Annotated in this window: 13 protein-coding genes; 5 read left to right on the top strand and 8 right to left on the bottom strand. The window is 72.3% G+C overall.

Annotated features, from left to right (window positions below; all coding sequences use genetic code 11):
• Positions 1-15: 15 nt before the first annotated feature.
• The 4 genes from AB0B85_RS02205 to AB0B85_RS02190 all read left to right on the top strand — a co-directional run bounded on the left by AB0B85_RS02205 (position 16) and on the right by AB0B85_RS02190 (position 6272).
• Complete coding sequence (locus tag AB0B85_RS02205; protein ID WP_357402629.1) at positions 16-2568, top strand: DUF4118 domain-containing protein; 2553 nt, start codon at positions 16-18, stop codon at positions 2566-2568.
• Complete coding sequence (locus AB0B85_RS02200; protein WP_357402627.1) at positions 2565-3245, top strand: response regulator; 681 nt, start codon at positions 2565-2567, stop codon at positions 3243-3245. Before AB0B85_RS02205 ends, AB0B85_RS02200 begins: the two co-directional genes overlap by 4 nt.
• A 101-nt stretch (positions 3246-3346) precedes the next feature.
• Positions 3347-5356 (top strand): FAD-dependent oxidoreductase, encoded by a 2010-nt coding sequence (locus AB0B85_RS02195; protein WP_357402625.1) that lies wholly within the window; start codon positions 3347-3349, stop codon positions 5354-5356.
• Between the two features lie 160 nt (positions 5357-5516).
• A complete protein-coding gene (locus AB0B85_RS02190) occupies positions 5517-6272 on the top strand; it encodes a dienelactone hydrolase family protein (RefSeq protein WP_357402623.1) in 756 nt (251 codons plus the stop codon).
• 96 nt (positions 6273-6368) lie between these two features.
• On the opposite strand, the gene AB0B85_RS02185 is transcribed toward AB0B85_RS02190, so the two are convergent.
• The 8 genes from AB0B85_RS02185 to AB0B85_RS02150 all read right to left on the bottom strand — a co-directional run bounded on the left by AB0B85_RS02185 (position 6369) and on the right by AB0B85_RS02150 (position 13634).
• Entirely contained in the window at positions 6369-7472 is a 1104-nt protein-coding gene (locus AB0B85_RS02185; RefSeq protein ID WP_357402621.1) for an L-dopachrome tautomerase-related protein, read from the bottom strand.
• 156 nt (positions 7473-7628) lie between these two features.
• On the bottom strand, positions 7629-8510 hold the full coding sequence (locus AB0B85_RS02180; protein ID WP_357402619.1) for an SMP-30/gluconolactonase/LRE family protein: 882 nt from the start codon (positions 8508-8510) through the stop codon (positions 7629-7631).
• A gap of 87 nt (positions 8511-8597) precedes the next feature.
• On the bottom strand, positions 8598-9539 hold the full coding sequence (locus tag AB0B85_RS02175; RefSeq protein ID WP_357402617.1) for a sugar kinase: 942 nt from the start codon (positions 9537-9539) through the stop codon (positions 8598-8600).
• Positions 9536-10156: a bifunctional 4-hydroxy-2-oxoglutarate aldolase/2-dehydro-3-deoxy-phosphogluconate aldolase gene (locus AB0B85_RS02170; RefSeq protein WP_357402615.1), complete on the bottom strand. Its 621-nt coding sequence runs from the start codon at positions 10154-10156 to the stop codon at positions 9536-9538. Before AB0B85_RS02170 ends, AB0B85_RS02175 begins: the two co-directional genes overlap by 4 nt.
• Positions 10157-10167: 11 nt before the next feature.
• A complete protein-coding gene (locus tag AB0B85_RS02165) occupies positions 10168-11007 on the bottom strand; it encodes a hypothetical protein (RefSeq protein ID WP_357402613.1) in 840 nt (279 codons plus the stop codon).
• Positions 11001-12146 (bottom strand): galactonate dehydratase, encoded by a 1146-nt coding sequence (dgoD, locus tag AB0B85_RS02160; protein ID WP_357402611.1) that lies wholly within the window; start codon positions 12144-12146, stop codon positions 11001-11003. The genes AB0B85_RS02165 and dgoD overlap by 7 nt, the downstream gene beginning before the upstream one ends.
• Positions 12143-12853, bottom strand: coding sequence for an FCD domain-containing protein (locus AB0B85_RS02155; RefSeq protein WP_357402609.1), 711 nt, complete (start codon positions 12851-12853; stop codon positions 12143-12145). Before AB0B85_RS02155 ends, dgoD begins: the two co-directional genes overlap by 4 nt.
• A 34-nt stretch (positions 12854-12887) precedes the next feature.
• A complete protein-coding gene (locus AB0B85_RS02150; protein WP_357402607.1) occupies positions 12888-13634 on the bottom strand; it encodes an SDR family oxidoreductase in 747 nt (248 codons plus the stop codon).
• Between the two features lie 159 nt (positions 13635-13793).
• Here AB0B85_RS02150 and AB0B85_RS02145 point away from each other — a divergent pair, with 159 nt between their 5' ends.
• The gene (locus AB0B85_RS02145; protein WP_357402605.1) at positions 13794-15089 is read left to right on the top strand and encodes an extracellular solute-binding protein; all 1296 of its coding nucleotides are present in this window, start codon (positions 13794-13796) and stop codon (positions 15087-15089) included.

Raw genomic sequence — 15089 nt, 5'->3', positions numbered from 1 at the left:
AGGGAGGATGGTCCCGTGCCACGCGGAGAACTGCGCATCTATCTCGGGGCCGCCCCCGGCGTCGGCAAGACGTACGCCATGTTGGAGGAGGCCCAACGGCGGGCCGCGCGCGGCACCGACGTGGTGATCGGCTTCGTGGAGACCCACGGCCGCCAGCACACCGCCGCCATGCTGGGCGACCTGGAACAGGTGCCCCGCCGCACGCTCACCTACCGGGGCGCCGAGTTCACCGAGATGGACCTGGACGCGGTGCTGGCCCGCCACCCCGAGATCGCGATCGTGGACGAACTGGCACACACCAACGTGCCCGGCTCCCGGCACGACAAGCGTTGGCAGGACGTCCAGGAGCTGCTCGACGCGGGGATCGACGTGCTGTCCACCGTCAACGTGCAGCACCTGGAGTCGGTGAACGACGTCGTCGCCCAGATCACCGGCACCACCCAGCGGGAGACCGTGCCCGACGAGATCGTCCGCGCCGCCGAGCAGGTCGAGCTTGTCGACATGACCCCGGAGGCGCTGCGCCGGCGGATGGCGCACGGCAACATCTACCGGCCAGACAAGATCGACGCCGCGTTGGGCAACTACTTCCGGGTCGGCAACCTCACCGCGCTGCGCGAGCTGGCGCTGCTCTGGCTGGCCGACAAGGTCGACGAGCAGCTCGACCGCTACCGCAGCCAGCAGGGCATCGCCGCCACCTGGGAGGCCCGGGAACGCGTCGTCGTGGCCCTGACCGGCGGCCCGGAGGGTGAGACGTTGATCCGCCGGGCGGCCCGGGTCGCGGCCCGCAGCAAGGGCGCCGACCTGCTCGCCGTGCACGTGGCCCGCAGCGACGGCCTGGCCGGCGCGGACCCGGCCCAACTGGCCCGCCAGCGGGTCCTCGTCGAGAGCCTGGGTGGCACGTACCACCAGGTGCTCGGCACCGACGTGCCGGCCGCGCTGCTCGACTTCGCCCAGGGCGTGAACGCCACCCAGTTGGTGCTCGGGGCCAGTCGCCGGGGTCGCCTCGCGCAGATCTTCGCCCGGGGTGTCGGGGTGACCACCACGGCGCTCTCCGGCTCGATCGACGTCCACCTGGTCACCCACAAGCAGGCCGGCAAGGGCCGCCGGGCGGCGGCGGTGCCGGCGGCGCTGTCCCGGCGGCGACGGCTGCTCGGCTTCGCTCTGGCCGTGCTCGGGATGCCGCTGCTCACACTGCTGCTGAAGGCCCTGCCCGACCTGACCCTCACCAACGACATCCTGCTGTTCCTCGCCGGGGTCGTCGGGGTCGCGCTCGTCGGCGGGGTGTGGCCGGCGCTTGTCGCCGCGCTCGGCGGTTCGCTGCTGCTCAACTGGTTCTTCACCCCGCCGTACCGGACGCTCACCATCGCCGAGGCCGACAACCTGCTCGCCCTGGCCGTCTTCGTCGGCGTGGCCCTCGCGGTGAGCTGGATCGTGGACGTCGCGGCCCGGCGGACCCGGGAGGCCGCGCGCGCCGCCGCCGACGCGCAGACCCTCGCCGCCGTCGCCGGTGGCGTACTGCGCGGCGAACGCCCTCTGCCGGCCCTGCTGGACCAGCTCCGGGAGACCTTCGGGCTGCGCGCGGTGAGCGTGCTGGAGCTGGCCGAGGAGGCCGGCGGTCGTCCTGACCGGGCCCGGGAGGAGCGCGCCTGGTGCGTGGTGGCAAGCGTCGGCGACCAGCCCGCCTGCACACCCGACGGCGGTGAGACGGCGGTACCCGTCGACGAGCGGATCACCGTCGTGCTCAGCGGCCGACGGCTGGAGGCCGCCGACCGGCGGATCGTCGAGGCGTTCGCCGCCCAGGCCGCCGTGGCGCTGCGCCAGGAACGGCTCGCCGAGGAGGCCGCCACCGCCCGGCCGCTCGCCGCCGCCGACCGGATGCGCACCGCGCTGCTCGCCGCGGTCAGCCACGACCTGCGTACGCCACTGGCGTCGGCGAAGGCGGCGGTGACCAGCCTGCGCAGCCCCGACATCGAGTTCGACGAGGCCGACCGCGAGGAGCTGCTGGAGACCGCCGAGGAGTCGCTGGACCGGCTCGCCCGGCTGGTCGGCAACCTGCTGGACATGAGCCGCCTCCAGGCCGGCGTGCTCGGCATCTCGACGACAGTGATCGGCCTGGAGGACGCCGTACCCCTGGCGCTTGACGAACTCGGCCCGGCGGCCGCGACCGTCGGCACGGACATCCCGGCCGACCTGCCGGCCGCCACCGCCGACCCGGGCCTACTGGAACGGGTGCTTGTCAACATCGTCGCCAACGCGCTGCGCTACAGCCCGCCGGACCAGCCGCCGACGATCACCGCCAGTGCGCACGCCGGGCAGGTGGAGCTACGGGTGATCGACAGGGGGCCGGGCATCCCGGAGGACCAGTGGGAGCACGTCTTCCTGCCGTTCCAACGCCTCGGCGACCGGGACAACCAGACAGGCGTCGGTCTCGGACTCGCCCTGTCCCGGGGGTTGGCCGAGGCGATGGGTGGCAGCATCACCCCGGAGACCACCCCCGGCGGTGGGCTCACCATGGTGTTGCGGCTGCCGGCCGCCGCACAGACCAGCTCGGAGGGGCCGCAGGAATGACCCGCATCCTGGTCGTCGACGACGAACCGCAGATCCTGCGCGCCCTGCGGATCAACCTGCGCGCCCGCCGCTACGACGTGGACGTCGCCGACACCGGGGCCGCCGCGTTGAAGGCCGCCGCCAGTCACCCGCCCGACCTGGTGGTCCTCGACCTCGGCCTGCCCGACATCGACGGGGTGGAGGTGATCCGCGGTCTGCGCGGCTGGACCAGCGTGCCGATCATCGTGCTCTCCGGCCGGGCCGGCAGCGAGGACAAGGTCGCCGCGCTCGACGCGGGCGCGGACGACTACGTCACCAAGCCGTTCGGAGTGGAGGAGCTGCTGGCCCGCATCCGCGCCGTCACCCGCCGCCTCGGCGGCCCCACCGAGGCGGTGCCGGCGCTGCGGATCGGCAAGCACACAGTCGACCTGGCCGACCACAGTGTGCGGCGCGACGACGGCACCGAGGTCAAGCTGACCCCGATCCAGTGGAGCGTGCTGGAGAAGCTGCTCCGCCACCCCGGCAAGCTGGTCAGCCAGCGTCAGCTCCTGCAGGACGTGTGGGGGCCGGAATACCAGAACGAGACGAACTACCTGCGGCAGTACCTGGCCCAGCTGCGCCGCAAGCTGGAGGACGACCCGGCCCGCCCCCGGCACCTCATCACCGAGCCGGGAATGGGCTACCGCTACCGCCCCTGACCCGTTGACACCCGCCAGCGAACATTGAAGAATTTCGCTCGCAGCGGCAGCGGCGTGCTTCTGTAACCGTCCCCCTCCGGTTACCCCTGATGGAGCCCGCCGTGTCAGTGCCCCTGTCCCGCCGCCGCCTGTTGACCGCCGGCGGTGCCGGCCTCGTCCTGGCCGGTCTCACCGACCCGTTCCGCGCCGGCCCCGCCCGGGCCGCCGTCACCACCGCCGACCTGGTCGTCTACGGCGCCACCTCCGGCGGGCTGGCCGCCGCGATCACCATGCGCCGGCTCGGCCGCACCGCAGTGGTGGTGGAGCCCACCAGCCACGTCGGCGGGCTGAGCACCGCCGGGCTGGGCGCCACCGACACCGGCGTCCAGGCGTCCATCGGCGGTCTCGCCGCCGAGTTCTACCGCCGGGTGTACGTGAAGTACCACGGCGGGACCCTCACGCCTACCTCGCCGCTGCGGATGACCTTCGAACCGCACGTCGCCGCAGCCGTCTTCGCCGAGATGCTCGCCGAGGCGGGCGTCCCCGTGGTCGTCGGCGCGCGGCTGTCCGGCCTCGGCCGCAGCGGCAACCGGATCACCGAGCTGCGCACCGAGGACGGCTCGATCTACTCCGGCGGGGTGTTCGTCGACGCCAGCTACGAGGGCGACCTGCTGGCCATGGCCGGGGTGGGGTTCACCGTCGGGCGGGAGTCCAACGACACCTACGGCGAGACGATAAACGGGGTGCAGTCCGGCAACACCCACCAGTTCGTCTACCCCGTCGACCCGTACGTGACGGCCGGCTCGCCCGCCAGCGGCCTGCTGCCGGGCATCTCCGCCACGCCACTCGCCCCGCGCGGCAGCGCCGACGACCGGATCCAGGCGTACTGCTTCCGGATGTGCCTCACCCAGGCGGCCAACCGGATCCCGTTCGGCAGGCCGTCCGGCTACGACCCGATCCGGTACGAGCTGTTGCTACGCCACATCCAGGCCGGTTACGCGGGGCCGTACTTCACCACCCACTCGATCGGCGGCGGCAAGACCGACTCCAACAACAACGGCGCGGTCTCCACCGACCACATCGGCTTCAACCACGCGTACCCGACGGCGAGTTGGGCGGTACGGGAGAGCATCATCGCCGAGCACCGCACGTACCAGCAGGGGCTGATGTGGTTCCTGGCCAACGATCCCCGGCTGCCGGCGTCGGTGCGTGACTCGACCGCCCGGTGGGGGCTGCCGGTCGACGAGTTCACCAGCACCGGTGGTTGGCCGCCGTTGCTCTACATCCGGGAGGCCCGCCGGATGGTGTCCGCGTACGTGGTGACCGAGGCCGACTGCCGGGGCCGGGTACGGGCCGCCGACTCGGTGGGGCTGGCCAGCTACACGATGGACTCGCACAACTGTCAACGGGTGGTCGTCGACGGGAAGGTGCGCAACGAGGGGGACGTGCAGATCGGGGTGCCGCAGCCGTACCCGGTCAGCTACCGGGCGATCGTCCCGCACCAGACGCAGTGCGCCAACCTGCTGGTGCCGGTCTGCCTCTCGGCGAGTCACATCGCGTACGGCTCGATCCGGATGGAACCGGTGTTCATGATCCTCGGGCAGGCGGCGGCCACCGCCGCGTCGCTGGCCCTCGCCGGGAACCTCGCCGTGCAGGAGGTGCCCGTGTCCACCCTCCAGGCCCGGCTGCGGCAGGACGGCGCGGTACTGGAATGGGGCTCGACCAGCGAGGTGATCCTGGACAACGCGGCGGCCAACGGGATCACCCGGGCCGGGACGTGGCTGCGCAGCACCAGCATCGGTGGCTACTACGGCCCGGACTACGAGCACGACGGCAACACCGCAAAGGGCGTCAACCGGCTGCGGTTCCGCCCGACACTGCCTGCCTCCGGGTCGTGGACCGTGCAGCTGCGCTGGACCGCGGACCCCAACCGGGCGAGCAACGTGCCGGTGGACATCGCGTACTCCGGCGGGCTGGCCACCCGGACCGTCGACCAGCGGCAGTCCGGGGGCCAGTGGGTGGCGTTGGGCACCTACCCGTTCACGGCGGGCACCGAGGGGAGCGTGTTGATCCGTACCGAGGACACCGACGGCCACGTCATAGCCGACGCGGTGCGCTTCGTCCGCGCCTGACCGATCGTGACCACCGGACGACGCCGGAGCGCCCGCCGATACGCCGTTCCGACAGGCCGTCGCCGATTTTTGACGCCGCGTTCACGCGGCTGCCGGCCGGGCCCGCCGACACGGCGAGTAACGTTCGGGACAGACCAAGATCGGCGTACGAGGAGGCGTGGTGCAGACGACGACGGTGGACATTCCGACCGACGACGGGATCGCTGACGCGTCCCTGACCCGACCGGACGGCGACGGCCCGTTCCCGGCGGTGCTGATCTTCATGGACGCCTTCGGGCCGCGCCCGCGCCTGGTGGAGATGGCGGAGCGGATCGCCGAGCGCGGCTACCTGGTGCTGACTCCCCACCTGTTCTACCGGGCCGGCCGGGCACCACTGTTCGACCTGTCCCGACTCGGCGAGGCCGACCAGCGCGCCGCGCTCTTCGAGAAAATCATGCCGTTGGTCGGCGTGTTGACCCCCGACGTGATCAACCGGGACACCGCCGCCTACCTCGACTTCCTGGCGGCCCGCGACGACGTCCGGCCGGGCCCGGTCGCGATCACCGGTTACTGCATGGGCGGCACGAACGGGCTGCGGGCCATCGAGGCGTACCCGGACCGGATCGCCGCGCTGGCGAGCTTCCACGGCGGCTGGCTCGTCACCGACGCGCCGGACAGCCCGCACCTGGGCGTCGGCTCGATCACCGGCGAGCTGTACTTCGGGCACGCCGACGCCGACCAGTCGATGACGCCCGAGCAGATCGCCACGCTGGAGAAGGCGCTCGACGCCGCCGGGGTGCGCTACCGCTCCGAGGTGCACGAGGGCGCCCACCACGGTTTCACCATGGCCGACACCCCGGCGTACGACGAGAAGGCCACCGAGCGTCACTGGGCCGCCCTGTTCGACCTCCTGGACCGCACCCTGCCCGTCAGCTGAGCGCCTGCTTTGCCGATCATGGAGTTGTGGTGGGCAACAAAACACTCAAAAGCATTCCTAACCGGGCACCACAACTCCATGATCGCCAGATCCATGTCAGCGGCGCAGCAGCACCGGGCCGGCGTCGATGCGGGTGCGGAACAGCGCGTACGGCTTGCGCCGCAGGTCCTGGCCCCCCTGGTACTGCGGTTGCCGGTGCAGTTGGTTGGCGGTGACGTAGAGGTACCCGTCGGTGGTCACCGACATGGTGTCCGGCCAGAGCAGGCGCGGATCGTGGACCAGCGTCTCGTACTCGCCGTCCGGCAGTCGGCGCAGCACCGCGTTGTGTTCGTACGACGTGATGTACAACCGGCCCGCGTCGTCGCTCTCCAACCCGTCCGACGCGGTGCCCTTGTCGCCCTCGTCCACCACCGTCGCGGCGGCCGCCTCCTGGGTGACGCCCGGGTCGGCCAACGCCTCGGTGGAGACGCTGTACCAGCGTCGGGACGTCAACGGGCAGTAGTAGAGCCGGCTGCCGTCGGCGGAGATCGCGATGCCGTCGGAGCCCATCGCCACCGGCTTCGGCGGCCCGTCCGCCGGCCGTTCGAGGAACGGTCGACCCTCGACCACCGGCCGGAACGACGTCAACGGCTCCGCCTTGGTGGACGGGTGGTCGTGCAGCCGCCGCCAGGACGCCCCGCTGGCCAGGTCCACCACGATGATCCCGTTCGGCCCGGAGAGAGCCGAATCGGTGATGTACGCGACCCCCGCCTCACCGCGACGCAGGTCGAAGCGGACGTCGTTGAGGTACGTCGTCGGCAGCGCCACGTCCGCCGGGAAGGTGATCACCTGGGCGACAGTGTCGGTCTCCAGGTCGACCCGGACCAGCTTCGGGCCGCCCGGCTTGGTGGGCTGGAACATGGGGCTGCCGGTGTCCAGCACCCAGAGCCGGTCGGCCGGATCCACCACGATGCTCTGCACCGAGATGAACGCGCCCGCGTCGTCGTCGCCCGACGGGTCGTTCCACGCCTGGTCGGGGTAGGGCATCTCCCGGCCGTCGCGCAGCTCGACGACGGTGGCCGGTACCTCGTCGCCCCATTTCGGGAAGTTGACGAAGATTCGACCGGAGTGCGAGACGCTCACCCCGGTCGGCATCGGGCCGGTGAAGGTGTGCACCAACTCCAACTCGCCGACCGGCTCGTCGCCGACCGGCCCGCTCATGACGCCCGTCCCATGGTGCTCACCATCCGCCTCCTGCCGGTTGTCCCACTCCGGTGCCGCTATTCCCGCCCGGGCGTCCGGTATGCCTCACCGCGGGCAGGAAGCATCGTCGGGAGGCGGCCAGCGAGGTCGGGGCGGCGAACCGTTCGGGTTGCCTCAGGCCACCGGTGCGGCGGCCCCGGCGGCGGGTAGGCCGGGTACCGGGACGTCCACCGCGAGCAGTGCTCCGTCCGCCGGGCCGGGCGTGGTCAGCCCCACCCGGGCGGTGCCGATGAAGAGCCGGCGCAGGTCGGGGCCGCCCAGGCAGATGCCGGCGGGCTGCTTCGCCGGCAGCCGGATCTCCCGGTCCACTGTGCCGTCGGGCCGGTAGCGACGAACCGCCGAGCCGCCCCAGAACGCCACCCAGAGGTGGCCCTCCGCGTCGACTGTCATTCCGTCCGGACCGCCGTCGTCGGGGGTGAGACGCAGGAACGGCTCCCGATCGTGCAGGTCACCGGTGGCCGGGTCGACGGTGAACCTTTCGATCGCGCCACGCGGCGTGTCGGCCAGGTACATGGTGGTGCCGGTGGCGTCGAACGCCGGCCCGTTCGGGATGGTCAGCCCGGTCACCGCGGACACCGGTGCCGCGCCCGGGGTGAGCCGGTAGAGCGCGCCCTCGCCGGGGACCGCGGCGTACGTCATGCTGCCGGCCCAGAAGCGGCCGTGCGGGTCGGCGACCGCGTCGTTCATCCGGGTCGGCTCGGCTGCGGCACCGACCAGGTCGGCGACCGGTCGGGGGTCGCCGCCCGCGGGCAGCAGGGTGATGCCGGTCCCGGCGGCGGCGAGCCAGTCACCGGGTCGGCCGGCCACCGGCGCGACCGCGCCGAGCGGCACGTCGAGACGGCGCAGCTCCCGCAGCGGGGCCGGGGCGTCGCCGTCGGTTTCCAGTAGCCGTCCGGCCAGCAGGTCGACGAGGATCAGGCGCCCGTCGACCCAGCGCAGTCCTTCGCCCAGCTCCAGCCGGTCGGTGCTCCAGACTGTCGGTTCGGTCAGCTCCATGGTGTTCCTCCAAACGATCTGCGGGGGCGGCGGTGGGCGGTCGCACGATCGGCGGGCGGCCCGCCGCTGTGACTGCCCACTGCCCGGTCAGCGGACCGTACCGCCCGGCTCGTGGTCCAGCAGCGTCAGCTCGGCCCGCTCGGGCAGGCCCTCCCAGTCGCCTCGGGTGGCCACCGCGAACGCGCCGGTAGTGACCGCGCGGTCCAGCCGGGCTGGCGCGTCGACGCCGTCGAGCCAACCGGAGAGCAGTCCGGCCACGAACGCGTCGCCGGCGCCGACGGTGTCCACCACCGGCACCGTCCTGGCTGGACGGTGCACCGTGCCGGTCGCCCGGTGGCTGCTCGCCCCGCCGGCACCGTGCTTGACGACCACCTCGGTCACCCCTGCCGAGAGCAGCGCCGCGACCGGGTCGGCGGCGTCGGTGAGCACTGCCAACTCGTCGTCGGAGGCGACCACCAGATCGATCGAGGGCACCAGCGGTCGCAGCGCGGCGGCGGCCTCGGTGACCGACCAGAGCCGCTGCCGGTGGTTGACGTCGAGGCAGACGGTGCTGCCGGCCGCGCGGGCCCGGCGCACGGCCGCCAGCACCGACTGGTACGGCTCGACGCCGAGCGCGCAGGTGATGCCTGTGACGTGCAGCAGCCGGGGCGGCGACCCAGGTGCGTCGAAGGCCCGGGTCACATCGGCCGGGCCGAGCCGGGAGCCGGCGGAACCCGCGCGGTGGTAGGTCACCCGATTGATGTCGGCGACCCGGTTCTCGAAGAGGATCAGCCCGGTGGGCGCACTCGGGTCGATCCGGGACCAGGTCAGGTCGACGCCCTCGGCGCGCAGCGTACGGCGGACCAGCGCACCGGGCTCGTCGGCGCCGGTGACCCCGATCCAGGCGGCCCGGTGACCGAGCCGGGCCAGGCCGATCGCCACAGTCGACTCGGCCCCGGCGACGGAGATCCCGGCGGTGCCGCCCAGCCGCAGCGGGCCGCTGCTGCGGAAGGCCGCCATCGTCTCGCCGAGCGTGAGCAGGTCGATCACCGCTGGACCGCCGTGCGGAATGTCGCAGCGCGCTCACGTAGCGCCGACAGGTCGCCGCCCCGGACGGCGTCACCGAGCAGCGGGGAGCCGACGCCCACCGCGATCGCGCCCCGGTCCAGGTAGTGTCGCGCGCCGGCCGCGTCGACCCCGCCGACCGGTACGAACGCGGTGCCGGGGAACGGGTCGCGCAGCGCGCCCAGATAGTCGGGCCCACCGAGGGAGGCCGGGAAGAGCTTGATCGCGGCGGCCCCGCCGCTGATGGCCTGCACCATCTCGGTGGGGGTGAGCGCACCGGCGAGGACCGGCAACCCGAGCCGGCCACCCTCGGCGAGGCTCGGCGCGAGCGCCGGGGTGACCAGGAAACCGGCGCCCGCGTCGGCCGCCGCGCGGGCGTCCTCGGCGCTGAGCACGGTGCCCGCTCCCAGGCCGTAGTCCGGCCCGAGGGCGGCCCGGGCACGTCGGATGACGTCGAGCGCGTCGGCGCTGGTGAGCGAGACCTCGACCAGTGCGACGCCGCTCTCGGCAAGGGTGAGTACGGCGGCGAGCGCGGCGGCCGGGTCCGGGCCGCGCACGATGGCCAGCAACCGGTGGGTACGCAGCTCGTCGAGCAGGTTCATCGCGGGTGTCCTCAGTGGGTGCGGTGGGCGGAGATGGTGAGTCGCCAGGTGATCTCACCGGTGGCGGGTACGACCGCCGCGTCGGCGGGGCCGGCGTCGGCCAGGTCGAAGGCCGCGCCGAGCATCGGTTCGACGCCGATGCTGCGGTAGGGGCAGTCCTCCGGCCAGCCGCCCAGGTTGCGCCAGAGCGCGGTGCTGCGGGGCTGGCCGTCGCACTCCAGCTCCACTGTCAGCCGGTCGGACTCGTCGACCACCTGGACGCGGGGGCAATCGAGCAGTACCGCGCCGAGCGCGGTGCCGTCGTCCGGGCCGAACGTGTCGAGCGTCAGCCCGGCGGGGGCCGGCCACGCCCCGGTGAGCCAGGGGGCGTCGGTGGGCCAGGTGCCCGGCGGCAGGAGCGCGGCGGCCTCCGGGTGCAGCCGGGTCGGCGTGCCGGCGGGCGCGTCGAGGCGGGCCTCGGGGGAGAGGCCGAGCAGGGCGTGCGCGGCCCAGACGAACCGGTGACCCGGGTCGGCGGCCAGCCGGTAGTCGGCCACCACCACGCCGCCGGAGTCGGTGATCCGGCGGGTCAGCACGAACGTCGGGCGCTGGATGACCAGAGTGCCGGGCCCGGCGCTGCGCCAGGGGCGTGACCACACCTCGCCGTGGTCGGGCTCGCCGCGCACCGTGGGCAGGCACTCCTCCAGGCCACCGGCGTCGACGAACGCGTCGTCGGGGCGTACCCCGTGGCGGCCCTGCTGCGGGCCCCGCCACAGCCACTGTCGCCCGCCGCCGCGCAGGCTGGTCCACCGGCCGCCGTGCGCCGCGTCGTACTCCACGCGCAGCGGGACCTGCGTCGCGCCGGTCACCATTCCGCGAACGATCCGTCGGCGTGTTGCCAGACCGGGTTGCGCCAGGTGTGCGGTGTCTGGGCGGCCTTGCGGACGGCCGTCTCGTCCACCGTGATGCCCAGGCCGGGCCGGTCGAGGCGGGCGATGTGCCCGTCCACGAACCGGAACGGCTCCGGGTCGACCAGGTAGTCGAGCAACTCGGAACCCACGTTGTAGTGGATGCCGATGCTCTGCTCCTGGATCAGGAAGTTCGGCGTCGCGAAGGCCACCTGGAGGCTGGCTGCCAGCGAGATCGGGCCGAGCGGGCAGTGCGGGGCGAGCAGCGCGCCGTACGTCTCGGCCAGCGCGGCGATCCGGCGGACCTCGGAGATCCCGCCGGCGTGCGACAGGTCCGGCTGCACCACTGCGACTCCGGCCTGCAACGGGCCGAGGAACTCGCCGCGGCCGTAGAGCCGTTCCCCGGTGGCCACCGGGATCGGTGTGCTGGCGACGATGTCGCGCAGGTGGTGGGCCTGGTCGGGCAGGACCGGCTCCTCCACGAAGAACGGGTGCAGGGCGGTCAGTTCGGGCAGGATCCGGCGGACCGCGGCCAGCCCGGCCCGGCCGTGGAAGTCGAGTGCGATGTCCCGGTCGGGGCCGAGGACCTCGCGGGCGGCGGCGACCCGACCGACGATCTCGTCCAGCTCGGCGGAGGTGGGGATGGGGGAGAGCCGTCCGCAGGCGTTCATCTTCACCCCGGTGAGCCCGGCGGCGACCTGCGCGGCGGCGGCGTCGGCTACCTCGTCGGGCTCGTCCCCGCCGATCCAGGAGTAGATCCGCACCTTGTCGCGTACCGGTCCGCCGAGCAGCGCATGCACAGGTGCGCCGTACGCCTGCCCGGCGATGTCCCAGAGTGCCTGGTCGAGGCCGGCGACCGCGCTGGAGAGGATCGGGCCGCCCCGGTAGAAGCCGCCCTTGGTGAGCACCTGCCAGTGCTGCTCGATGCGCAGCGGATCGGCGCCGATCAGGTATTCGGCGAGCACCTCGACGGCACTGCGCACCACCTCGGCGCGCCCCTCCACCACCGGTTCACCCCAGCCGACCAGCCCGTCGTCGGTCTCCACCCGGCAGAACAACCACCGTGGCGCGACCAGGAAGGTCTCGATGCGCTCGATCTTCACTGACTGCCCCTTCGTCCCCGTGCCTTCTCGACGTCGCGGACGGCCTTGTCCAGCAACTCACGCATGGCGGTCTCGGCCGCTGTCTCGTTCCGCTCGCGCAGCGCGTCGACGACGGCCCGGTGGCTGGGCACCGGATCGTCGTGCGCGGCGCCGCCGTGCACCAGGCGGTCCCGTTCGGCGAGCCCGGTCTCCATCACCACCTCCATCCGTTCCAGCAGCTCGTTGTGCGTGGCGGTGAGCAGCGCGCGGTGGAAGGCGAGGTCGGCGGCGACGGCGGCGGCCGGGTCACCGTTGGCCTCGGCCATCTCGTCGAGTGCCCGGTCCAGGGCGGCCAGGTCGTCCTCGGTCGCCCGGGTGGCGGCCAGCCGGGCGGCGGCCGGTTCGATGATCGCGCGCACCTCGTGCAGCTTTTCGAGCAGTCGTTCGTCGGGGCCCTCGGCGAACTGCCAGCGGATCACGTCGCCGTCGAGCAGGTTCCAGTCGGCGCGGGGTCGGACGAAGGTGCCGCGCTTCTGCCGGGCGTCGACGAGGCCCTTGGCGGAGAGGACCTTCAGCGCCTCGCGGAGCGCGGTCAGGCTGACGTCGAACTCCTCCTGCAGGGCGACGATGTTCAGTGTCGCGTCGGCAGGGATCTCACCGGTGAGGATGCGTCGGGCGATCGCTTCGACGGTCTGCCCGTGGACGCCGCGGCGTGCGTACTGTGCCAATGCTCGTGGCCTTTTCGCTTGTCGGATCGATCTCTCAGGCCGAGGCTTTCACCGCTGTCCAGCCACCGTCCACCACCAGGCTCGCGCCGGTGATGTAGGCGGCGTCCGGCGAGGCGAGGAAGGCGACGGTCGCGGCCACCTCGTCCGGGGTGCCGAAGCGTTTCGCCACCGTCTCGGCGACGCTACGCTCGCGGTCCTCTTCGGACACGTCGGCCCAGGCGGCGGTGAGGATCGGGCCGGGCAGCACCGTGTTGACCCGCACCTGCGGGCCGTACTCCACGGCGAGTTGGCGGCCGAGCGCGACCAGGCCGCCCTTGGCCGCGGCGTAGGCGGGGCGGCCGGGCAACCCGACGAGCGCGTGTACGGAGGAGATCAGCACCACCGCGCCGGAGCGGGCCCGCAGGTCGTCGAGGCAGGCGCGGACGCCGAGGAAGGAGCCGGTGAGGCTGACGCCGAGTTGCTGGTCCCAGGACTGTCGACTGGTCTCGTGGGCCGGGGCGACCCGCACGGCGTACGCGGTGCTCACCAGGATGTCGATCGGACCGAGACGGTCGCGGGCGGCCGACACCGCAGCCGCCCAGTCGCTCTCGTCGCTGACGTCTGCCACTACGGACAGTGCTTGTGCGCCGTGAGCTTTCAGTTCGTCGGCCAGCGGGGTCGGGTCGTGCACATCGAGGAGCGCGACCGCTGCGCCCTCGGCGGCGAGCCGCCGGGCCGTGGCGGCGCCGATCCCGCCCATTGCACCGGTGACCAGCGCGTTTCTGCCTTCAAGCCGACGCATAAGCTGATCCACCTGACCTTCGCCTTGATCTCATCTAATCATTAATTACGAAGATATCTTGACAGTCGGCGACGTCCGATGCAACCTTCTCGGCACAGCATTCACATGGACGACACACTGCGCGGTGACGCTGCGTGTCGTAGAGGAAGGGATACCTCCGTGAGCGACTTCGACCCCGGTCGCCGGCGATTCCTTGGTCACCTAGGGCTGGCCGGCCTGGGTGCACTCGGCGCCAGCTCGTTCCTCAGCGCGTGCGCCAGCTCCGCAAGCGGGCCGACGACGGGCGGCGGTTCAGGCGCGGTCACCATCCAGTCCAACCTCTCCTCGCCGCAGGCCAAGGTCGCGATGGAGAAGCTGATCGAGACGTTCAACGCGCAGGGCAAGGGCACGGCGAGCCTCAACACGATCGCCTCGGAGACCTTCCGGACCCAGCTCCCGACCTACCTGACCTCGGCCAACCCGCCGGACCTCTACACCTGGTACGCGGGCTCGGTCGCCAACGACTACGCCAGCAAGAACCTGCTGCTCGACGTCTCCGACGTGTGGAAGTCGCTCGGCGACTACCCGCAGTCGCTGCGCACGCTCTCCACCGATACCAGCGGCAAGCAGGTCTTCGTGCCGATGAACAACTACTGGTGGGGCTTTTTCTACCGCAAGTCCAACTTCGCCAAGTGGGGCGTGCAGGAGCCGAAGACCTGGACCGACTTCCTGGCGCTGTGCGAGACGCTGAAGAGCAAGGGCATCCCGCCGATCGGCATCGGTCTCGGCGACACCCCGTGGATCGCCTCGGCCTGGTTCGACTACCTCAACATCCGGATCAACGGCGCGCCGTTCCACCGCGAGCTGCTCGCCGGCAAGCAGCGCTTCGACGACCCGAAGGTCAAGGCGGTCTTCACCCGCTGGCGCGAGGCCCTGCCCTACTTCGACCCGAAGGGCAAGGCGTACCCGTTCCAGGAGGCCACCACCGCGTTGCTGGCCGGCAAGACCGGCATGTTCCTGATCGGCACGTTCTTCGCCGACGCCGCGCCCAAGGACGCCCTCGGTGACCTGGACTTCTTCCGGTTCCCGATCATCGACCCGGCGGTCCCGCTGGCCGAGGAGGCGCCGACGGACGGCTTCTTCGCCAGCGCGAAGACCGCCAACCCGACCGGCACCAAGGCCCTGCTCACCTACCTGGCCGGGGTCGAGGCGCAGGAGGCGTACGTCAAGGCCAGCTCCGGCATCGTGCTGCCGGCCAACCCGAAGGCCAAGGCGTCCGACTCGCCGCTTGTCGCCAAGGGCAAGGCGATGCTGGACGAGGCCAAGGAGCTGACCCAGTTCTTCAACCGCGACTCCAGCGACGCACTCCAGCCGACAGCGGACACCGCGCTCACCAAGTTCATCGACAAGCCGGACCAGATCGACGCGATCCTGCGGGAGTGGCAGGCCGGCGCCGAGAAGGTCTTCAAGGGCTGA

This window comes from Micromonospora sp. NPDC049044, assembly GCF_040649215.1.
Classification (GTDB): Bacteria; Actinomycetota; Actinomycetes; order Mycobacteriales; family Micromonosporaceae; genus Micromonospora.
Note: the sequence above shows the minus strand (reverse complement) of the source record. Positions and strands in the feature narration are given on the sequence as shown.